Origin of the sequence: Paenibacillus lautus (assembly GCF_050482385.1) — a bacterium.
Classification (GTDB): Bacteria; Bacillota; Bacilli; order Paenibacillales; family Paenibacillaceae; genus Paenibacillus_AQ; species Paenibacillus_AQ lautus_B.
The window spans coordinates 41726-63441 of sequence record NZ_JBCNHV010000016.1; the positions used below are offsets into that span (position 1 = coordinate 41726).

Here is a 21716-nt window from a genome sequence, read left to right on the forward strand (position 1 = left end):
TTGAACAACCTCTTAAGTAAACGATAAAAGGATTGAGTTATGCGAACAACCTGCAAAAGGCTGTTTTTGTTGTGTTCCCAACATTCTTGCCCTTTTGTCTGTTATTTGAGTTCAAGAGAAAGAGGGTGGGGAAATGTCGGTAAATCCCGAGGATCCGCGTGTTAAAAGAACCCGTCAATTGTTCGTGCAGGCTTTTAACGATTTGGTTGGGAAAAAGAGAAACCTCTATTCCATTTCGGTGCACGATATCACGAATCAAGCAACCGTAAATCGAACAACATTTTATGCGCATTTTCAGGATAAATATGACTTTCTTGAATATTGGATGACGGAAAAGTTCCAAAGCACTATAAGAAATAGACTGCCGGAACAAACAAGATGCAATGCGGACAATTTGCGCATCCTAATTCAAACCATATTCGATTTTCTTTTACGGTTTCAACAATGTATTACGCCGGGAGACAAGCAGTTTGAAGCGATGTTTGAAAATGCCATGCGTCAGGATCTTCATCGACTTCTGCTTAAACGGGTAAATGAAGTGGACATACAGGGCTTTTCGCAAGAAAAATTGGAAGCTGCGGCACTCGTTATCAGTTGGGGCATATTCGGATCGGCTTTGCAGTGGAGCCGGAACCCTCAAGATCGCTCAGTGGAAACGATGTTTGAAGAAGTCATTGAGGTTATATCGGTCAATTTAGCCCCTTTTTGGGAGCAAACAACCAGCTAAAGACACGCTATCGTTCAATAAAAAAGGCCGCGATTTACGCGGCATCATTACCATATCTCCGGAGCGGTCTATCCTGACCTTAAAACCGTAACCTTAGATAAGCTCGTCCTTATTGACGGTACGAAAAAACGCAACTTTCCGGCTGCGTTTCATCTTTATTATGCTAGGGCCTTACAGTATGACGATTAAATAGAAGAGCGCGGCTAAGACAAAACGATACAGAGCAAACCATTCCAATCGAAGTCGCTTAATCAGTTTGATGAATGTCACTACTGCAATCATGGCCACAATAAAGGATGTCGTAAAGCCAATTAACATTAGAAAGAGATCGTCAGCATTCAGCAAATCGCGACTATCGTATAAATCTAACAAGCTTGCGCCAAACATGACAGGCACGGAAATAAGGAATGTGAAATCTGCGGCGGCTTTTTGACTTGTACCAAGCAAAAGGCCACCGGAAATCGTGGACCCCGATCTTGAAAATCCCGGCCACAAAGCCAAACATTGAAACAGGCCAATCCCGAAAGCTTGTTTGTAATTAATCCCATCCATCGTATCAGCGGTTTCAGTTCTCCTGCTCCTTGCTGCGACGATCATCAATAAACCACCGGCAACTAAACCGATCAAGACAGGGGTTGGTCCGAATAATTGACTTTTTATTGTATCTTTGAAGAGAAGATACAGGATTAATGCTGGTAACATAGCCAAAATCATATGAATAACATTTAATCCTTTACTTTGGGAAAAATCCATTCTAATCAGATTAGCCCCAATCTGCAAATACCTTTTCCAATAAAGAATTAGAACGGCTATGACTGCACCCAACTGGATCACAATTTTAAAAGTTATTGCAGCGTCTCCCTCAAAGCTAAGTAGATGGCCTGCTAAAATCAGATGTCCAGTAGACGATACCGGTAAAAATTCAGTTAAGCCCTCTATTATCCCAAGTATTATTGCTTTAATTACATCTGTCATCAATGGATGTCCTCCTTCGGAAAAAACTCGTTCAAGCCTTTTCCAGTATAAGGTAGACGTCTATATATTCCCATCGATTAACCTAACAATATTCCATTCCGTATGACATTCTTGTCACATTGCTCAAAAGGACAGAAGAACGAACAGAAAGAAGCCGATATACCACTGCTTACGGCTCCTTGTCCAAGTCTAACTATGAACAATTACATTATCCAGTCACACGATTCACAATTTTTAGAACCGTATCCCGCGTTAATTTGCTTCCGCCCGCAGAAATGAGTTTGACGGTAGCATGAGCTAACGCTAATGGAATTTTGCAAAATTTTAACGCTGGACCATCCTTCAGGTCTGCGACATAAGAATCGGCGATTTGTAAATTACGGCATGTGTACTGGTGCATCTCATTAAATCCCCAACCATCAGGAAAGAAGTCAACACCACGTTTAAGATCCTCATCTCTATTTCGGAGTATATTTACTGCTTGTAGTCCTCTTCCGAAGGCAATCGCCTTCGTTAGATCAGATTGCGTCCCATCATGCCATAACCAAAGTTCTGATAACATTTCTCCAACCATACCAGCCACGCTATAGGTATATCTGTCCAGATCCTCTTCTGTATGAATGTTCCACCCGTTCTGAACCCATTCAGACATATGTAACGACATCTTTGCGATGTAATGATTTACAATGGCGACTCCGGAAGACGGACAAAGAAGCACCCATTTATCTAGCTGCATCGTAACTTCCGGTAATACCGCCCGATAAGGTGATAGTAATCTTCGTGTTGCTTCCATAACTTCCTTAACATCCTGGGACTTAAATATTTCAGAAATCCCAAAAAGTAATTCAACTTTCAATTCGTCAGTGAGCTCATGATGATCTTCGATTTCATCTATTGCTCGCATACATAGATAGGCAGATGCAACAGCTTCCCTTATTCCTAATTCCAAATAACTTATGGGTATATAAAATGTACGGCTCGTCTTCTTTAACATGGACATTGCTTCATTCAGGTCGACGTTATTAATGAGTACTACCTCCAAGTATTTGTTCAGTTTTAAAATTACTCATTGCTTTACTATGATAACATACGTTGATATAGTCAATCCAAATACAAAAAGTAATAACTTCAAATATAAGAAAAAAGCCGCATTTTATGTGACTTTCAAAGTCTATTTAAAATCTACATACTCTACTTTAACTCCTCTTTTTTCTAACTCATCTCCAATACATTTAAATGCATGTTCTGTAAAATTGGCGTGCAGGCAATCGCCGATTCGATGGGAAGAATGATTCAATCTGTTATTCCTCAAGATCCGTTTATCTCAAATATTAAACACAATGGGGATGTAGGTCTCATCATAATTGACTTTGAACACCAAATTCGGATTCGAGTTAACGGGAATGCCAAGTTTGCAGATGGAAATGTTCTAAGAGTAGTTGTCGAACAAGTCTATGGGAACTGTCCGAAGCATATTCAAATGAGAAGCCTGACACCGATTGATCGTGGACGCGGACCAATACAAACATCCGGAAAACTATGCAAACTGACCTCGGAACAAATCCGATGGATTAGAGATGCGGATACGTTTTTTATTGCAAGCAGCGGTCCCGAAGGGAAAACGGATGCTTCGTATCGCGGGGGTAATCCCGGCTTTATACAAATGTTGGGTGATGACACGTTGGTTTTTCCCGACTACAGAGGGAACATGTTGTTCAATACGCTTGGCAATATTCAGATCAATCCCAATACAGGAATCTTGTTTCTCGATTCTATCCCTATTATTTCACCGCTTGCACAAGTCCACCGGAATATATATCGTTAGAAACAAAAAGCCGCAGTGATGCGGCTTTTAAGCGTATATGTTCTTGTCGTCTTAAGTCCTAAAAAAGTAAATAAGCTGCGTGACGTCGCGTCCCCCTACGGAATCGCAAAGTGAGCGTCGGCGGTATGGATCAGAATTGCACGGGTCTGTCATTCTTCTCCTCGAGGGAGCCGTTGAGGATGTCGATGAGCCCTAATGGTGCACGGTCGTCGAAGCAGAAGAGTTCGTGGTTTTGGTGCGCCTCTGCGGCGGCTGCCTCGCTGCGAGGGAACAACGCCATTTCGTAGGCGCTGAGCGCCGCTTCGATGTTGTCGGGACGCGCAGCGATCGCCTTTCCGAGCTCGGCCCCGTCAAACATTGCAAGGTTCGCGCCCTCGCCAGCGAATGGCGACATCAGGTGCGCGGCATCACCAAGGAGCGTCACCCCGGGCACGCGGTCCCATAGGTGTCCGATCGGGAGTGCGTAGATCGGACGCAAGACCGGTGCGGTATCGCAGTCTGTGATCAGCGCCGTAAGCTCCGGTGCCCACCCGTCGAACTCGGCCGCGATTCGAGCCGTCGTGGCAGTGGCGTCGGTGGAGTCGATACTGGCGATCCACTCGGCAGTGCGGTTCAGCGCGATATACGTGTGAATGATATCCCCCGCCTCGCGGTGCGCGAGGATCCCCTTCCCCTGGACGAACGCATAACACGAGCCGCCGCCGACCGTTTTGGCCGCCGTGGGATGACGCTCTTCGGTGTCGTACAGGTAGGTCTCAATGTACGTCGTGCCGACATATTCAGGCTTCGCGCCGGAAACCAATGGGCGGATCTTCGACCAAGCGCCGTCCGCACCCACGAGGAGTTCCGTGCACACGGTGGAGCCGTCCGAGAAAGTCAGTTTATGCCGGCCGTCGCCGAGGGCGGCGACGGCGACGAGTTTTTTCCCCCACTGGATCGTTTCGGGCGGTAACGAGTCGAGGAGAAGGCGTCGCAAGTCGCCGCGAAGCACCTCGGGGCGTCCGCCGTTACCGTCGTCGGACTTGTCAAGGAGCACCTTCCCGTGCGTGTCAAGTACCCGCGTCGCTTGGCCGCCTTGGTGGATCAGGCCGAGGAACTCGTCGAACAACCCTGCTGCCTTGAGTGCGAGTTGTCCGTTGTATTCGTGGATATCGAGCTGCCCTCCCTGCGCACGGGCTTCCACTGAGGACTCCGCCTCGTAGATCGTTGCGGGGATGCCGTGGACGTGGAGGACGCGCGCAAGGGTAAGGCCGCCGAGGCCCGCACCGACGATCGTAACGGGTGTCGTCATTTTTCCTGATATCATTTTATTAGTCATACTTCCCCTCCTCTTTCTAATTCCCTTCGAAGGTTTATGTTTTAATTGAAAATTTTGAAAAAAGTGATCATGTCATCTTATATAAGTGCTATCTTTTGCCGTTAGTTAATACACTGCCTGTCGCAATTTAATTGCTGCTTAAGGCGACCTTCCCCTTTCGGCTTTTTAATAAAGAAGAACCTACTAAGCCGACAATCGCAAATATAATCACTCCAATGAAAGCATAATTAATTCCATAAACCTGGGATTGGGCAACTTCGTTAAATCGTCCAGATTCGACAGCATGACTTGATACTTCCGTATAGATGGTAATCAATAACGCAGTTCCGATCGAACCCCCAATTTGACGGAACGTATTAATCATTGCCGTTCCATGATTGATTAAATGATCCGGCAATGCATTTAACCCTTCCGTAGTCATTGGCATCATGATCATAGAAATACCGACAATCATGAGCGCATAGAACAATACGATCATCCAAAGCGCTGTTTGTGCATTCATGAAAATAAAGGGAATGACGGAGACGGCAATCAGAATATAACCGATTACACCCAAGTATTTACCGCCGATCCGATCGTAGATTTTACCGGCAACCATAGAAACAATGCCGTTTACAATCGCACCGGGCAAAAGCATGAGTCCAGATTCAAGTGCCGTCATCCCCCGAATGTTTTGAATATAAATGGGCAGCATCGTTTGTGGACCCATTAAGCAAATAAATGAGATTACCACAGCAATGGTTGATAAAACAAAGGCATAAGACTTGAACACCCTAAACTCAAGCATGGGTTTTTCCGACCTTAATCCCTTCAAGATGAGCAAAGTTAACCCTACCGCTCCAACAATGCACCACAGCGTTGCGCTTAGAGCACTAGCGGAGCCAGCAATGCTAATACCATACAATAAAGCGCCGAAACCAACCGTGGATAAAAGTACGGAAGGAATATCCATTTTCTGCTGCTTGTTCACCTCGGTGACATTCTTCATGTAGATAATGGTAAGAATCAACACCATAATGGCGACAGGAAGCACCATGAAAAAGATATATCTCCACGAGAATTGGTTCATAATCAAGCCGGAAAGCGTTGGACCGATCGCCGGAGCAAAAGCCACAACTAATCCAACCAACCCCATCGCAGCCCCCCGCTTCTCTCTCGGGAAGATGATAAAAAATACCGTTTGCATCAGCAGCATGGTTATGCTTGCTCCGCAGGCTTGGATGATACGTGCAATCAAAAGCAAAGTGAAGTTAGGCGACACGGCCGCAAGTGCTGTTCCAATAATAAACAAAGACATGGCCACGATCATCAATTGACGAGTCGTATATTTGCTTATGAAGAATGCCGTCACCGGGAGAAGAATCCCATTAGCCATCAAGTATGCCGTGGTTAGCCATTGTCCCGTACCTGCGCTAATTCCTAAATCGACCATGATCTCGGGTAAGGCTGTAAATAGGACTGTTTGATTCAAGATGGTTACAAACGTCCCGATCAAAAAAATAACCGCAATTAAAGTTCTATTATAGGTAAGTCTGCCTTTCACACTCATAACCCACTTCTCCTTTAAGTTCATTCCTGCTCATTGCTGTCACCAATTCAGGATGGAAGAAAATCGCCGAAAACCATGTTTTCTCGTTCCTCCTTGGCTTATACTCATATCGATATGGTTTGACTCTCATCGAAATTTGGATTAAAATTAACGATAGTGAGTCGTGTAATAGTGAGGTGCCTCACTAATATAGAGTAAGCCTACTGCTGAATTTATTTTTTGTCAAGGGAGAATCATTATGGATCTTTCAAAAGAAAACGGTGCTTTAGCGGTTGAAGTGCTGGATCTGATGTTTCGTGCTACGCGCCATATCCAACATGAATATGAAATGAAACTAGAGTCGCTTTCATTACCGTTCCAGCTTTCCGGTCCTAGATTACGCCTATTGCTTATGGTTTGGCGTGCAGAACAAATTAGGATGAATGAATTGGCGAGCAAATTGGGCGTGAAGCCTAGAACCGTGACTGAATTGGTTGATGCATTGGAACGGGAGGGTGTACTCCATCGAATCCCTGACCCCAATGATCGCCGGGCAACACTGCTGCATTTAACCGAGGACGCGCTGAATCAGATCACTCGCGTTCGGGCGGTGCAAATGCAAATTTCGGATGAAATTCTGCGTAATTTTTCCACGGAACAGCGCACCGAATTACATGCATTATTAAGCAAGTTTTTTGAAGGAATAGAATTTGATGTTGTCTATTAACCGAAGATAGAGACCATCATAACAAAAGAAGGAACCAGCGATCGGATATACAATCGATGATTCCTTCTTTTTCATATCGAAAAACGCCGCTACTTGCCCGAGGTTTCCCCCGAAATCTCAAAAATAAGCTTAAAGGAACTACCTCCCCCCATCACGGAGATACAGGTAGTTCCCGGAAAACCGTAGGTGATAATAGGCGCGGAGATAGCTCCATGCTCATCCAGCACCCTTTTGCCGATACGGCCGAGCTCTGCCGTTGTTACTCCCGCACGGACAGAGGACAGCATCTCTTCACGGGCCATTGCGACGATACGGCCGATCCTCTGCAGAGCGATAATCAACTCCATGACAAGTTGCATTTAATGCCGTCCATTATGACTGAGGCTCTTACTTGACGTATTCAGCCATTACAATATTTCGATATAACCTTCTGTTCCATGCACGCGAATTCGTTGCCCATCTTTTATCAGCTTAGTGGCATTTTCCACGCCGACGACGGCGGGTAAGCCATATTCACGCGCGATAACGGCTCCATGGGTCATCAGACCACCCACTTCGGTGACCAGGCCTTTTATGGATACAAACAAAGGCGTCCAACTGGGGTCCGTAAAGGAGGTGACTAATATATCTCCATCATCCAGATCCGCATCTTCCATGTTTAAGATGACACGTGCTCGCCCCTCTATAACTCCGGAAGAAACAGCTAGACCTACAATCGCTTCGGCTGGAAGATTTTCTCGTTTGTACTTACCTGTAATGATTTCACCATCCGACGTGATAACACGTGGAGCAGTTAGTTTTTCATACAATTTATACTCGTCTTTTCGTTTGCTGATAATCCGGTAATCCAGTTTATTGGTGCGTACGACTTCGTGAAGTTTTTCAAACGTGAGATAATATATATCTTCTCTTTCATGAATAACGCCCACTTGTACGAGTTGCTCGGCTTCTTTCAATAAAGCCTGCTTATAAACGAAGTAGCGATTTACCATGCCGTATTTTGGATATTCCCGATAGCCTATGAAATTCCGGATAAGGTCGATCATTCGTTTGGTTTCTGTGGCTTTTTGTTCACCATCTGGCAATTGCTTCAATCGCTCTAATAGCTCTTTTTCTTTTTTTAAAGCCTCCTGTTGCCCCTGCTCAAATTTCCGACCGCTTTCATTAGGTTCAAAGTTTTTGATGTTACCCAGGATCAACGGGACAAGCGTAATGGGTTTTTCGCTCCAACGAGTTCTGGTGATATCGATTTCTCCGGCACAGCGCATGCCGTATTTGCTGAGATAAGTATAGATCGCGTCTTGGGCTTCCTTCCCGCCTTCCAACTTAACCAGTTGATCCAAAAAGTTGTCGTCTTTGACATGTTGTAAATAATCAATGACTTCCGGGTAAGGACGGATTGCATCTGCGACATCGAGTAGCGCCAAACCCATTTCCGAAGTAATATTATTGGGTACAGATTGAGAAAGCGTGTCTGCTGCGTTTTTTTCACCTAGCCACTCGTTCATTTTTTCATTGATCCATGATGAAGCATTCATGGCAGCCATAAACACAGCCGTACTTTGTGGGTCAAATAAGATCTTCTTTAATTGCTGAATATCTTCCAGGATAAAATCAAACAAATCCGATCCAGACTTCGTTCGGATGTTTTGTTTTAACTCTTCGATCGATGTTTGACTACGCCTAATCAAATCAGAAACGATTGTCGGGTCGTTTTCGAATTGTGGTTGAGCACCAGCAGGCGGTATAGCTTTATTACTCTTACTGGGACTCGATTCTTTTTTATCGTTTGGTAATGGTTTTATGAAATCTCGATCTATTATGGTCATAATCGCGTCTTTTAAGAGCGGATCGTGTTGTCCCATGCCATGTATAAAAGCCCCTCTGCTCTCAGGTGATGCCAGATGATGTGTGACATCAACAAACAATCTTCCGCCAGCTTTGCGCATGGGCGCAGAAGTTGTCATCAGAAAAAAAGACAATCCCAATGGTTTTATGGGATCCGTCATCATTTGTTGATGACCAACAGAGATATAGACGTGATTTTCTTGATCATTCGCTTCAGGGATCGGATATAAAGTCGTGATGGGCCGACTCTGAACAATATAAAAGGTATCATGGGCCAAACACCATTCGATATCTTGGGGCTGGCCGAAATAAGCTTCGATTTGTCTTCCAATGCGTGCCAGTTGTAAAATTTGTTCATCTGTAAGTGTCTGAGTCTTTTGCTGATCGGGATCGATCTGCCGTGTCTCTGTTCCGCCTTCTTTCCGTCCATAGATCGCCAATGTTTTGGTTGCTATCCTCTTATCGACGATCTCTCCTTCCTGTACTTGATAACAATAAGCAGATACCAAACCAGAGACCAGTGCTTCTCCAAGTCCAAAACTGGCATCGATGGATAGCAGCTTTCGGCTCGAGGTCATCGGATCAGCGGTAAATAAAATCCCTGAAGCCTGTGGGAAAACCATCCTTTGAACGACAACGGATAAATAAACTTGACGGTGATCAAATCCATTTTGCATCCGGTAGATCACCGCGCGATCCGTGAATAGGGAAGCCCAGCATTTGCTGATATGCTGCAAGATGGCATCGACGCCAACGATGTTCAAATAGGTGTCTTGTTGACCGGCAAAAGAGGCGTGTGGCAAATCTTCAGCAGTCGCACTAGAACGCACGGCATAAGCATGTTCCTCACCAAACTGGGAGAGATAGTGAGTAACTGCGGTCACAACATCGGATGGAATTTCTGCTTCCATAATGGTTTGACGAATCTTCCTGCTGATTTCACCAATTTGATCTCGATCTTCTGTTTTTAGCATGGTTAGTTGACCCAGCAAATCATGATACGTTTCATTTTGTTCGATGGCTCTTTGATATCCTACGGTTGTAACACAAAATCCTTCGGGAACCTGTATCCCTTCGATTTTTGATAATCCCCCTAAATGTAACCCTTTTCCGCCAACGAGCCAAAGCTGCGTTTTTTCCATTTCCTGAAAACCGAGAACCAACGGAGTCATTCAACATCTCTCCTAACCATTAATTTGAGAAAAAAAATTTGACAAGGTTTTTTCGACATGGTACAATTAAATTGTAAGATAAGATATTTAGGTTTAAATCTCACTTGTCAGACGTGATCTGATTATAGCATCGTGTCTGTTTATATGCAATATCAAAGAACCTGGGTAATTACGCCTTTGGTTTTTTTATTTACGCGCAACTTCCAAGCATAAACTTCATGAACAGCTAAAAGACCGCCGGGATGGCGGTCTTTTTGTGATCAAGGGTAAAATTGATGTGCTCCAGAATGCCGATATCGAGCATCGAAGCCGTTAATGTGCCATCATTTCATGGGCAATGCTATGGCCATCCATTGCGGACGGGTAATAGGTAGGCCAATTCGTAACCTCTTGAAGTAAAGCCTCACGGTCATCTCCCCAATATAAATGGAAATGATCAGACTTGCTTGGCGTGATGCGATGGTCGCTAAATTGAATGTATCGTGGTAGTTCCTCGATATCTTCAACCGACTTAAATATGTAACGGACCCCGCGGTTACCTGCTTCGTAAGTCAGTATTTCGTATCCATCGGCTTGATATTCGACCGACTGCTCCTGACCGTTCATGATAAACGTGACGGTGTCACCTTCGATGACAATACGTTCCGTATCGGTCTTGTAGCCGACTTCATAATATTCCTTGTACGCTGCCGCTGTCATTTTTCCGGTATCCTCCGCTTTGTGCGCAAACACCTCATCCAGTGTTCCATCCAGCAAGTACGGATAAACCGATTGCCAGTCTCCTTCCCAATCTGACAGTGTCCGATGCTGGATTTGGCTGTCATCAAAGACCCCCTTGTAGATTGCTTCTGCTTCCTCATCATGATCATGATTGTGGTCATGGTTGTGGTCGTGGCCGTCCTCATTATCATGAGTATGATTGTTGCTGCTCTCATGAGTACCGCTGTCTGCCTTAGTCTCATGACTAGGACGATTCTCATTAGGCTCAGCGCTCTGACACCCTGCAAGCAATAACCCCAATGCTACTAAAATGACTCCGATCCCAAGTTTGACTTTCATACATAATCCCTCCATTTAATAGTAATCATTACGATTAAGGATTATACGGTGGGTATTTACCTTTGTCAAGTAAATCGTAATAATTACGAAATAAACACATCCACAAAAAGGACCATCCCACACAGGATGGTCCTTCTGGTCATAAACAATGATCAGGGTCTTGTTGCTTATTTACCTCCCCTACGATTGTTACACGATCTGAATCCGTACAATAGCTGCTTTGCTGCTCTGTTTCTTTATGCCGGTGGAATGCTCTGCGGATTGTTAAATACTCGTTGATGTAAGATAAGAACTTTTGGGTTATAAAAAACAAAAAAAAGCCGCGGATTCCGCGACTTCTTATGCCTGTTACTTTTGCACAATCTGAATAAGGTTGCCACATGTATCGTCGAAGACAGCTATGGTGAGTTCGCCCATTTTTGTCGGCTCCATCGTAAACTTCACGCCTTTTTCCAATAAGCGTGCATACTCTTGATGAATATCTGCAACACCAAACATTGTTGCTGGGATGCCATCGGCAAATATTTTCTTTTGATATTCCTTGGCTGCAGGATGGTCATTCGGTTCGAGTAAAAGCTCGGTACCGTCTTGCTCATCGGTAGAAACAAGCGTTATCCACCTAAATTCTCCGACAGGAACGTCCTCCTTTTTTAGAAACCCCAGCTTTTCTGTATAAAAGTCCAGTGCCTTGTCTTGATCTTTTACGAATATACTGGTAACAATGATTTTCATTATTATATCCATCCTTTCAGCAAATTTTTAAGTGGTTCGTTGTTGAATATAACTACTCGATATTTTCCCTTTCGTTTTGATTTTACGAGTCCTGCATCTTTTAATGTAGAAAGATGTTTGGCTATCGCTTGTCGCGAAATGGACAGGTCGTGCTTCATAATGAGACGTACCGTTAGTTCATACAACGTAAGCTCGTTGCGTTCGGACAGTTCGTCTAAAATAAGCCGCCGAGTCGAGTCTCCTAGTGCTTTGAATATAGCGTCTTTGTCCCAATTCATAAATCCATTATATGCAACTGTAGGATTGCTTAATCAGCCAATGCGGTCGGACTATGCACGTCATGAGCGATTGGATGAAATGCTGCAAAAAGCAAAAAACACGCCGCAAGGCGTGTTTACTTTTCGAGCTACTACTGGTAAAGACTTTAATATTCTCCTTTAATTACAAAGAACGAACCTCGAATTGTTCCAGCTAACTTAGACTTCTGCCTGGCAAACTTAAACTTTTCTTCTAACTCCTTTGGTACCTCCATCCCCTCAGAAAGCTTAAAGCCAACGGCCCGCTTCTTCGGGTCATCCACCGTATACATAACATTGAGCCCAAGACCATCCTCATAAAAGACGTAGGAGAATTGGATATTCTCAACTTGAAAACGTGAGGTCTCTAAAGGTTTGGCCGCAAACTCAATATCACGTTCTTCTTTCAAAATACGGTTCACATAATCGAGGGTCTCCTGGCTTTCACTTGCCGGTACAACCGTAAATTCATGCTTATATTTGTTCATAAAGTAACGGGCTTCATTCGCTCGCAAACCAGCAAGCGCGTCTGCTACGGGGGAGGATTCTAACCCAACCGTAGACACATTTTTAAAATCAACGATATAGGACATTTTTATCCCTCCTAAAAGTTTTGTGAGTGTTTCTTCTTAGAACCTACTTCGAGCAAAGCTTGCATCGGAAGTGTTCACTTATTTCCTAACAACGGGAATCCATACTTCACCAAATACTAACCCGTTTCGCTGCCCCATCTCAACCGTTGCATTCGGCCCACCAACATAGGCAAAATTCTGTGCTTCCGGCAAGACTTGTCCAAAGGCAATGCCAGTAAGTGTATTACTCAACTCTTCAGCCGTCTTCCCTTCCCCTTTCACAACAAGGTATTCCCCCTTAGGAAACTGAATAACCCTGGTTGCTTCGGGTAAAGTTGTCTCTGTCATAACGCCAGCATAATACATCATCTTGTTATTCACCGCTTCGTTCACGGCAAAAATGTAGTCATTTGCGGCGATGTTCTTGAGCGTGTCAAGCGTACCATCTTGTTTCACAGCCTCCCAAAAGTCTGCTTTCTCTTGGTTTATGCCAGCATAGTCTGTGTAGTCGCTCTGCAGCTCAGTTCCAATTCCTAAAACGATAAAGCTGTCTTTTTCCTCAAGCGTATAATTTGTCATATTCAAAACCTTCCTCTTTTTTAAATTTATCAAATGATTTGTCTTTTCACTTGATGGGTTTATAATAACCTTAAATCATGTCAAAAAATGATACTGTTTAGGGGAGGCCCTATGAAAAAAGTTGAACGGATTAATATCATTATGCGCTATATCAATAATCGTGCCCACTTTACTATATCTGAAATCATGCAGGAATTTAACATCTCTCGCTCGACAGCGATTCGAGATATCAGAGAAATTGAGGCGATGGGGATGCCACTTGTTGCTGAAGTTGGGAGGGATGGGGGTTATTTTGTCATGAACAACTCGGTCCTGCCCACAGTCCGCTTTACCGATAATGAAATTAAAGCTCTGTTTATTGCCTTTATGGCGACAAGAAATCAACAACTCCCTTATCTAAAGAGTCGTCAGTCTTTAGCTGAAAAATTACTTGGACTCATCTCCGAAAACCAGCAAGATGACCTTGTTCTTTTAAATCAAATCCTGCTGTTTGAAGGGACCAACCCCTATAATCCCGACTTGCTCGATCTGTCAGACTTGCCCCATCCGATGCTAGATAAACTCATTCAGGTCCTGCTTCTGGACAGATGTTTATGGCTTTCCATCAAAGAAGGGCAGGTAATAAAGTCTTATCCCATGTATCTCTTGCATCTTTATCGTGAAAAAAGCTTATGGCTAATTGAAGGTTTTGACTTGGAGGAAGAAAAGAGGCGGATTGTACCTGTCGACAATCTCACCCATGTAGAACCATACCCTACGAAAAAAAGAGTAAGTAAGAAAAAGATTTTAGAACAACTAAGTAAGCAGGAAGAGGAAATCAACCTTGTCCTAGATCTCGGTCCAAAAGCGATTGCCCAGTTCAAAAAATACCATCCTTTAAAGTTTTCAGTTTCATATACGAATCCTTACCAAACCACAGCCACCTTAAAGACTTTTATCAATGTTCATCATTCAGAAGAATTAACCGAAATAACCAATTGGCTGCTTTTCCTAGGTGGAGATATCAAGGTCAGGGAGATACCAGAAGAAGTCGCAAAAGGTTTACAAGAGCGTTTAAGCTTATACTGCCCATAAGCAGCAGCTGTTCAACACGCCAGTGAATAATCTAGCGGCATTTCCGAAGTCTTGCGAAACTGGACTTTAGTCGAGGTACACTACCTTCCGCAGCCTGTTCCGAATCATGGAGATATTCGTTACAATATAGCCAAGACTTTTGGAGGAGCGATTGATCATGGATTACAAATATAAATTACAGAGAGAAATTGCCGACTGGGAACATAAAATGTTCAAACCGCCGGGATGGCTGGAAAAAACATCGAAAACCATTGGCAGTCGAATAAATCATTTGATTCCCCCGAAGGTGCACAGTATCATTACCACTACAATAAGATCGATTGTGCGCACCGCATTGTTCGGTGCGGAATATACGCCTAGCCGCACGGTGGAGCATACACTGGAACTGGAGGCTGCCGATCAAGAAGCGAAAGAGTTGTTTGCCCTGTACCAAAAAATCGCGGTTGCCGAAGGTGCTGGAACAGGAGCTGGCGGCATTATGCTTAGCATGGTGGACTTCCCGGCTTTAATTGCGATCAAAATGAAATTTTTGTTCGAGCTGGCGCATGTTTACGGTTATGATACTAAACACTTCTCCGAGCGGGTATTCATTCTAAAGGTATTTCAAATGACGTTTTCCGGGCCGGAAAACCGTGCGAAGTTACTCCATTCCATCAAGCATTGGCATATGGAAAAGGAACAATGGCTCTCTGACGCCGATTACGCCCAGAATATGGACTGGGAGACATTTCAGATCGAGTATCGCGACGCCATGGATTTCCGAAAAATGCTGCAGATGGTGCCTGGGATCGGCGCTATCGCAGGCGCATGGGCCAATTATACGATTCTTGATGAGCTGCACGAATTCGCCATGAACGCTTACCGCCTCCGCAGATTGCACGATGATTTCGTGGTTATCGATTGATCCTCTCCTCTGTTGTCATATACACCCCAGAAACATGGTGACTTGGAAAACAACAAAGGCAGCTAATCCGTACGATTAGCTGTCTTTAAGTTTGCCCTCAAGTGTCATTGCATCGCATTAACTACTCCCTGCCTAGTAAACCCGAAATTACGAACCCTATCCCGAAATTCCAACACTACTATATTCTGGAAAATCAAATTATAATCATTTTTGTAAACGCATTAATTCTAAGTCAGAGAGCCATATTCTGCCGCCAAACAAAGGAGGGATGCCGTTTCAACCCAATTGCGAAGTTGATGTTATCCCCATTCTAAAGGAGGAACTCTGATGATGCGAAAGGGAACGCCTTACCTGGTGATTCTGTCATTGCTGCTGACCTGTTGTGCCATCTTCGGCACGAAAGTAGAAGCTGCAGATTATACGCAGGGTGTCGATTTATCCGGAAACACAGCTACCGTATGGTTCAAATCCACCGTCAATACGAATTGGGTCGATGTGCATTATAAAGTGAACGGCGGCGAACAGCAAAACTTCAGAATGGCTTACAACGCTAGCCAATCCCGATATGAACAGGCCATCTCAGGCATGGCCGCCGGCCATGTGATTACGTATTCTTTCACTTACAATAACGGAACCCCTGCCTACGACACCGGTGTCTTTACTTACACCGCCGGTTCCACCCCACCTCCCTCTTCTTCCGGCTCCATTTATGACATTCATCCATCCTCAATTCCCATGCCGCCAAACGGTGCCGTCTCTGTGAAAATCATGAATGGAACCAATGGTGCTTATACCGACCAGCAAATATACTGGGGCGTTCTCGGAATCAATCCCGTCAACAATCAGTGGAGCTATCTGGACCTGAGTGGCAATCTGATTCCCATCTCCAGCGCCTTGAACGATGCGCCGGGACATCTAACCAAGAACGGTATCAACTATGCCAACATTTATCATAAGGTCAGTGATGCTTCCTGGGTCACCTTGCCCCGGATTACGTCGGGACGCATGTTCCTTAGCGTCGGCACTCCACTGTACCTGAAGACCTATAACGATGGATTCGCCGGCCCCGATCTGAACAACCCAACCGATCCAAACCGCGATATCTATTTCGATTTCGTCGAATTCACGATTGACGCGGCTGGCTATCACGGCAATACGACACGTGTCGACGGATTCGGTTTTCCAATCCAGCATCGATTGATCAACAAATCCGGTTCCTTCGATCAGACCGTGGGTGAGTTCGAATCCGAAACCCGAAACGGAATCTTCGCCAAATTCCAGGCCGAAGTTCCTTCCGCCTTCAAATCGCTGGCCACGATTCAAGCGCCTTATCGCATCGTCGCGCCGATTCACGGTTCTTTCGCCCAAGGTGGCGCTAATGCCAACTATTTTGGCACGTATGCTCCGTACAGTACGCAGGATATTTTCCGGTGCGATGGTGCATTAACAAATGCGGCAACTTGTGCAGCCATCAATCGTCACGTATATACGTCTAATGACTGGAATAACGTGTCGAGTTACTATCAGGCTGCACCTGCTAATTATTACGCGAAATTCTGGCACGACCACAGCATTAACCGTTTGGCCTACGGGTTTCCCTATGACGATGTCAACGGCCAAGCCGCTTACCTTGAAGTGGGCGACCCAAAAGGACTAATCATCCGCATAGGCTGGTAAATCATCCACGATCACTAAAGCGATGGAACCCGCCGATAGGCAAAAAGAAACGCCGTCTTGGTATATGAAGTTTCCTGTCTAGCAGACCAATGTTGATCAACATTTAACACTTATTATTCGGCAAGTATAAAAACAAAAACGATGCCACAAAGTCATCGTTTTTGTTTTTTAATGCACTCGCCTACCTAAACCCGGGCAAGCTTATCCGGGTTTAGGTAGGCATACATTCTACAAGCTTTCCGTGCCGGAGTTGTATGCATATCGCGGTCAAAATTTCGTCCCCCACGGTTTATCCATTCCTTTTCGTCTGCAGAAGAAATCCATGAACGGATCAAACAGAGCTATGTTGAACTATGGCGTCTTCTCGAGGTTAGCATGGTTCACTTCACGCTCTTCTAAATGATAGATGAGCTGCACAACCCCAGAGGAGAACGGTTTTGTATTCACCAGCTTTAAATTCAGCCTTTGCTTGATATCCATAAACAACGGTTTTCCTTCTCCCAAAATGACAGGGTGAACCGATAATCTGAATTCATCAACCAGCCCTAACTGAATAAAGGTTGTAATAAGGCTTGCTCCCCCATATAACCAGATGTCTTTACCCGGCTTATTCTTTAATGCATGTACTTCTTCAAGAATATGATCATTGATGTAGGTTACTTTATGATCGCTCCCTGTTTGTGTCCTGGAAAACACATATTTTTCTTTACTCTGAACGTTTGACCATAATTCTTTTTCAGTCTCCGGAGAATCTATTTCTGGAGTGAATTCCCCCCATAAATCATAACTTTTTCTTCCGTACAAAATCGTATCGATTTGATTTAAGAAATCAATGAACCCCATCTCAGAGTCCATAATGCACCAATCTACTTCCCCATTTTTCCCTTCAATAAAACCATCTAATGTAACTGCTAAATCTAAAATGATTTTTCGTCTCATGATTTGTCACTCCTTTCGGGATTTACCACTCATTGTAAACCATCAATATGTCATCTTATGTCATATTAGTAAGAATGGGAAGACTGCTTTCTAACGAAAATCCTTTTATGAACGTATCCATTGAAAACAAAAAAAGCCGCCGATTGGCGACTCTTGCATGATTAATGTGTGTGAATATTGACAGCTTTGCTTTTTTTGAAATCCGGCGACCACAAAGGTTTAACTCACCAAAGCCTCCATATCGTACATCTCCATGACTTATACAGTACCATAATTACAAATTGTAGTATATTGTTGCTCGCTCTAACCCCCTCACATGTACATGATACCCGTGCTCTCTGAGAGCGTCTCCATCATGATATGAGAATATTTACTGTCGCCAGTATTAAAGTAGTTATACCACGCTTCTAACGTTTCATTTTTAAATAGATCCAGCGGCGCCTTTAACAGCTAACATATACTAATCATTTAATCCCTTTCCATTCAAAATATGCGGGATATATTTTTCAACCCTTGACTCTCGGGTCTTGGATTGCTTGGGTGTAGAAAAATGCAAAATGTAGGCTCTTTGCCGTCCCGGCGTTAATGCTTCAAAAGCCGTTTTTAAGCCTTGAATTTCAACGAATTTCCTTTCTAATTCTTCCGGTATGATGTATTCCGTATTCTTTTTAAAGTTCACTTGCAAACCGGCTTTCTCAACTTCAATGGCTTCAACAATATATGTTCTCAAGATAAGTTGCATTTCATCGATCTCTTGAACATTGGTGAACCGAATCTGACGCGCTGCCTGAACATTCGCCGTTTGCTGGATTAGGATCCCATGGGGATCTTTTAACAACGCACCTTTGTGAAATAGAAGCGCACAGTAATCCTTAAACCCATGAATCAAAACGATATTTTTATCGTCAAGCGTGTAACAAGGATGCATCCACTTAAAATCCTCGGTCAGTCCGCAGTCAAGAACGATTTCTCTCAGCAGCTTGAATTCTTCCTTCCACTTCTTAAGCTTGTTAAAATAAGGATCAATCTTTGAATTCCTTTCACCTTTTATCATTAAGGTACCCCCTTGTGCTTGTTATTTTGGGCTTCGTGCGAAAATGACAATGGTATCCCACGACGGGTTCGAATCATCTTCTCATTATGCTCTAATCGTTTGTTCAAGCGCAACATATTCTCGCTCCAGAACTTACTGTAGAAGGCCAGCCAATCTTGAATTTTAAAATCCATTTTGAACAATAAAAAAGCCCACAATTTACGCGGACTTCATTACGAACCTGCCCTTTAAGGCTATATTTTTATCATTTATTCATTTAGCTTACTACCAGCGAATTTCTGCAACGACCGGATAGTGATCCGAAGCATCGTAAGGAAAAACCTTGGCTGTGGCCAGTTCTGTCGGCATGTTTACAAAGATGTGATCAATCTCCATACCATTTTCCATGGTAGGCAGGTTGTTCTGAAGAGTGATTTTTTTCCATTGGGAACTCAACCGTTTCATGAAAGGATCGTCCATCTCCATATTAAAGTCCCCAGCCAGGACCGTCGGTTGTTCCAGTTTCTCTAGAGCACTCCAAAGAATGGGGTTCTGTTTTATCCGTTCCCTCATATGTACTCCCAAATGAGTATTCACGACTGTAACCACGTCTTCATTAATTTGCAGTTTTGCCATTAATATGCTCCTTCTCTCTTTAGACCCGCCAATATACTGAATTTCTTTTGAAATTATCGGATAGCGACTTAAAATGGCGTTTCCATATTGAACGAAAATGAGATTAATGCTAGGCGAGAAACAAGCGTTCATCCGGAGCAGTTTAGCCAGCCTTTTTAGCTGATCTCGAAAGCCGCTTCGAGGCATAAAACGGTCCACTCCTTGCAATGCAACAATATCCGGCTGGACTTTTGTGATCACTTCCGCTATGCGGCTCAAACTGGCTTTCCCATCTAAACCTTTTCCGTGTCGAATACTGTAGGACATCACTTTCAGATTGATTTTGCCATCCATAGAATTCACCTTTTCCGTATTATGTAACTTGCGTGTAGTTTACAATAGAGGTAAAAGTTAATATTCCAGAGGAAGTGATGAAATCTAATACCAAGCATAGCCCTGGAACCTTTTGTTATTTTTTCACAAAAGGACAACATTCATGAGTCTCAATTAATGGAAATCGCTATAAATATCTTGTTACAGATAAGCAATTAATCCACTTGAATTAAACTGATTAGACGATTATCTGATCATCTATGAATATAAGTTCTTGCCCATTTCGACTAGAGCTCACATCGTTAAAACAAAAAAGCCGCGATTTCAGCGACTTTGTATGTGAATATGTTCTTGTCCTACGGCTTTTGATTGTAACTGACCCATTCATTGGATCAGTCCTGTGATCAACTGTAAATCCATACCCGTTCCGCTAATTAACAATCGCTCCTTCTTGTTCCCGAGTAACTGCTGGGTCCAATCCACGAAACCGCCATCCACGATATTCACTCCATCCACATATACTTCGAAGTTCAGGCCTTTGTAATACTGGTTGGTGCTATCCACCCTGTCTTCAATAAATAAGCAGGAGGGAAACTTTACATTCAAATGATCGACCAATCTATCCAACAAACCTTCTGAATCGGTATAGCCCTTCCGCATATGAAGAAATACCTTAATCTCCTTACCTAGTTTCTCGCCGTAATAATTTAGATAGAAATCGATATGCCGGGTCAGCGAATCTTTTTCGAAGCGATAAGAACCGGTATCTTTTCCAGAACTAACCAGGGTAAATAAACCAAAATGAGGAAGGAGAGTGGCATTTTTAAACCATTGCCCTCGAGTGACTCTGCTGGCCGCGCAAAGGCTTTACAAAACGATTCGTCGTATATTTGTTGAGCAAATCGACGGGTGAACTTTGAGCCGTAATTTCTTTTGAAAGCGCGAGAAGAAGCGTCGTCATTTCCGATTGCGACAATTTCGTCGTCAGTTCCGAAATCAAACGTTCATTTCCTAATTTCGCAAGGATTGTATGTACGATTTGGGCATGTTCCATATTCCATCTTCAACCTACTCAAAAGTCACTCTTAATCCATCGTCCAACGCGAGATACTACCGCTACCGCTATGTCCTTATACGTTTCCCTAGAGACGTCGGCAATCGGTCGAGGCTGCTCAAGTTCTTTTCCTGCCAGTAACCGTGCAATCCTTCTTCCCCTTTATGCTCCGCCCACCGCTGGAGCGTATCCCTCTCCTTCTCGTACGTCATGAATGGCACCGAATAACCGCAGGACGTCTGGACTTTATGTATATCAACCGTAATGATCTGCCGGACTCCAGGCAGCGGTTCAAACATTCCGTATAACGGCTCCCACTCGCTGTCCCCCGGGAGAATGACCGTTCCAGTTCCGTAGAGGCGCAGGATGTTCGGCGGACCCTGGAATGCGCAGAACATCATCGTGATTCTGCCGTTCTCTTCGAGATGGGCGCTGGTCTCATTGCCGCTCCCGGTCAAATCCAAATACGCGACCTTACGATCGGACAAAATCCGGAATGTGTCATATCCCTTCGGCGACAGATTGACATGCCCATCCCGCGACATGGGCGCCGTTCCGACAAAGAACAAGTGCTGCTTTCGGATAAAGGCCGTATGCTCGGGGAGCATGGCCGGAAATTGTTTTCCCATTCGAATCCCCTCCGATGAACTTGTACTTGAGCTCGATTCACGCGTGAACACCGCCCCCAGGTTGCGTTCTAAAGCGTCCATGACGGATCGCTTGCTTCAT

Annotated in this window: 22 protein-coding genes and 1 pseudogene; 6 read left to right on the plus strand and 17 right to left on the minus strand. The window is 44.2% G+C overall.

Annotated features, from left to right (window positions below; genetic code table 11):
• Window positions 1–133 precede the first annotated feature (133 nt).
• Complete coding sequence (locus ABEW73_RS20395; RefSeq protein WP_430168135.1) at window positions 134–727, plus strand: TetR/AcrR family transcriptional regulator; 594 nt, start codon at window positions 134–136, stop codon at window positions 725–727.
• A gap of 171 nt (window positions 728–898) precedes the next feature.
• Here ABEW73_RS20395 and ABEW73_RS20400 read toward each other — a convergent pair whose 3' ends face one another.
• Window positions 899–1702: an undecaprenyl-diphosphate phosphatase gene (locus ABEW73_RS20400; protein ID WP_430168134.1), complete on the minus strand. Its 804-nt coding sequence runs from the start codon at window positions 1700–1702 to the stop codon at window positions 899–901.
• Window positions 1703–1910: 208 nt separating this feature from the next.
• A complete protein-coding gene (locus ABEW73_RS20405) occupies window positions 1911–2702 on the minus strand; it encodes a squalene/phytoene synthase family protein (protein ID WP_430168131.1) in 792 nt (263 codons plus the stop codon).
• A 279-nt stretch (window positions 2703–2981) separates the two neighbouring features.
• On the opposite strand from ABEW73_RS20405, the gene ABEW73_RS20410 reads away from it, so the two are divergent.
• On the plus strand, window positions 2982–3527 hold the full coding sequence (locus tag ABEW73_RS20410) for a pyridoxamine 5'-phosphate oxidase family protein (RefSeq protein ID WP_430168128.1): 546 nt from the start codon (window positions 2982–2984) through the stop codon (window positions 3525–3527).
• Window positions 3528–3657: 130 nt separating this feature from the next.
• On the opposite strand, the gene ABEW73_RS20415 is transcribed toward ABEW73_RS20410, so the two are convergent.
• A complete protein-coding gene (locus ABEW73_RS20415; RefSeq protein WP_430168126.1) occupies window positions 3658–4845 on the minus strand; it encodes an FAD-dependent oxidoreductase in 1188 nt (395 codons plus the stop codon).
• A 127-nt stretch (window positions 4846–4972) separates the two neighbouring features.
• Window positions 4973–6394, minus strand: coding sequence for an MDR family MFS transporter (locus ABEW73_RS20420; protein ID WP_430168124.1), 1422 nt, complete (start codon window positions 6392–6394; stop codon window positions 4973–4975).
• Between the two features lie 238 nt (window positions 6395–6632).
• Between ABEW73_RS20420 and ABEW73_RS20425 the strand changes: the two genes are divergently transcribed.
• Window positions 6633–7100, plus strand: a complete 468-nt coding sequence (locus ABEW73_RS20425) for a MarR family winged helix-turn-helix transcriptional regulator (RefSeq protein WP_430168121.1) — start codon at window positions 6633–6635, stop codon at window positions 7098–7100.
• A gap of 152 nt (window positions 7101–7252) precedes the next feature.
• Here the strand turns inward: ABEW73_RS20425 and ABEW73_RS20430 are convergent.
• From ABEW73_RS20430 to ABEW73_RS20460, 7 genes and pseudogenes are all read right to left on the minus strand, one after another.
• Window positions 7253–7459 (minus strand): annotated as a pseudogene (locus tag ABEW73_RS20430) (hypothetical protein); the annotation flags it as partial.
• 48 nt (window positions 7460–7507) lie between these two features.
• A complete protein-coding gene (ppsA, locus tag ABEW73_RS20435; protein ID WP_430168118.1) occupies window positions 7508–10120 on the minus strand; it encodes a phosphoenolpyruvate synthase in 2613 nt (870 codons plus the stop codon).
• 312 nt (window positions 10121–10432) lie between these two features.
• On the minus strand, window positions 10433–11179 hold the full coding sequence (locus tag ABEW73_RS20440) for a metal-binding protein ZinT (RefSeq protein ID WP_430168115.1): 747 nt from the start codon (window positions 11177–11179) through the stop codon (window positions 10433–10435).
• 348 nt (window positions 11180–11527) lie between these two features.
• Window positions 11528–11911, minus strand: a complete 384-nt coding sequence (locus ABEW73_RS20445; protein WP_430168113.1) for a VOC family protein — start codon at window positions 11909–11911, stop codon at window positions 11528–11530.
• A gap of 2 nt (window positions 11912–11913) precedes the next feature.
• Window positions 11914–12189: an ArsR/SmtB family transcription factor gene (locus ABEW73_RS20450; RefSeq protein ID WP_430168110.1), complete on the minus strand. Its 276-nt coding sequence runs from the start codon at window positions 12187–12189 to the stop codon at window positions 11914–11916.
• 146 nt (window positions 12190–12335) lie between these two features.
• Window positions 12336–12800: a phage tail protein gene (locus ABEW73_RS20455; RefSeq protein WP_430168108.1), complete on the minus strand. Its 465-nt coding sequence runs from the start codon at window positions 12798–12800 to the stop codon at window positions 12336–12338.
• Between the two features lie 78 nt (window positions 12801–12878).
• The gene (locus tag ABEW73_RS20460; protein WP_430168105.1) at window positions 12879–13358 is read right to left on the minus strand and encodes a GyrI-like domain-containing protein; all 480 of its coding nucleotides are present in this window, start codon (window positions 13356–13358) and stop codon (window positions 12879–12881) included.
• A gap of 111 nt (window positions 13359–13469) precedes the next feature.
• On the opposite strand from ABEW73_RS20460, the gene ABEW73_RS20465 reads away from it, so the two are divergent.
• The 3 genes from ABEW73_RS20465 (at window position 13470) to ABEW73_RS20475 (ending at window position 17013) form a co-directional block, all read left to right on the plus strand.
• Entirely contained in the window at window positions 13470–14432 is a 963-nt protein-coding gene (locus ABEW73_RS20465) for a helix-turn-helix transcriptional regulator (RefSeq protein WP_430168102.1), read from the plus strand.
• Window positions 14433–14589: 157 nt separating this feature from the next.
• Window positions 14590–15336, plus strand: coding sequence for an EcsC family protein (locus tag ABEW73_RS20470; RefSeq protein ID WP_430168099.1), 747 nt, complete (start codon window positions 14590–14592; stop codon window positions 15334–15336).
• A 327-nt stretch (window positions 15337–15663) separates the two neighbouring features.
• The gene (locus tag ABEW73_RS20475) at window positions 15664–17013 is read left to right on the plus strand and encodes a glycoside hydrolase family 64 protein (protein WP_430168096.1); all 1350 of its coding nucleotides are present in this window, start codon (window positions 15664–15666) and stop codon (window positions 17011–17013) included.
• 351 nt (window positions 17014–17364) lie between these two features.
• On the opposite strand, the gene ABEW73_RS20480 is transcribed toward ABEW73_RS20475, so the two are convergent.
• The 6 genes from ABEW73_RS20480 to ABEW73_RS20505 all read right to left on the minus strand — a co-directional run bounded on the left by ABEW73_RS20480 (window position 17365) and on the right by ABEW73_RS20505 (window position 21616).
• Entirely contained in the window at window positions 17365–17952 is a 588-nt protein-coding gene (locus ABEW73_RS20480; protein WP_430168093.1) for a dihydrofolate reductase family protein, read from the minus strand.
• 460 nt (window positions 17953–18412) lie between these two features.
• Window positions 18413–19006: a YdeI/OmpD-associated family protein gene (locus ABEW73_RS20485; RefSeq protein ID WP_430168090.1), complete on the minus strand. Its 594-nt coding sequence runs from the start codon at window positions 19004–19006 to the stop codon at window positions 18413–18415.
• A 264-nt stretch (window positions 19007–19270) separates the two neighbouring features.
• Complete coding sequence (locus tag ABEW73_RS20490) at window positions 19271–19954, minus strand: endonuclease/exonuclease/phosphatase family protein (protein WP_430168088.1); 684 nt, start codon at window positions 19952–19954, stop codon at window positions 19271–19273.
• Between the two features lie 363 nt (window positions 19955–20317).
• Window positions 20318–20560, minus strand: coding sequence for a hypothetical protein (locus ABEW73_RS20495; protein ID WP_430168086.1), 243 nt, complete (start codon window positions 20558–20560; stop codon window positions 20318–20320).
• A 196-nt stretch (window positions 20561–20756) separates the two neighbouring features.
• Window positions 20757–20987 (minus strand): hypothetical protein, encoded by a 231-nt coding sequence (locus tag ABEW73_RS20500; RefSeq protein WP_430168083.1) that lies wholly within the window; start codon window positions 20985–20987, stop codon window positions 20757–20759.
• 68 nt (window positions 20988–21055) lie between these two features.
• Window positions 21056–21616, minus strand: a complete 561-nt coding sequence (locus tag ABEW73_RS20505; RefSeq protein WP_430168080.1) for a pyridoxamine 5'-phosphate oxidase family protein — start codon at window positions 21614–21616, stop codon at window positions 21056–21058.
• Window positions 21617–21716 lie beyond the last annotated feature (100 nt).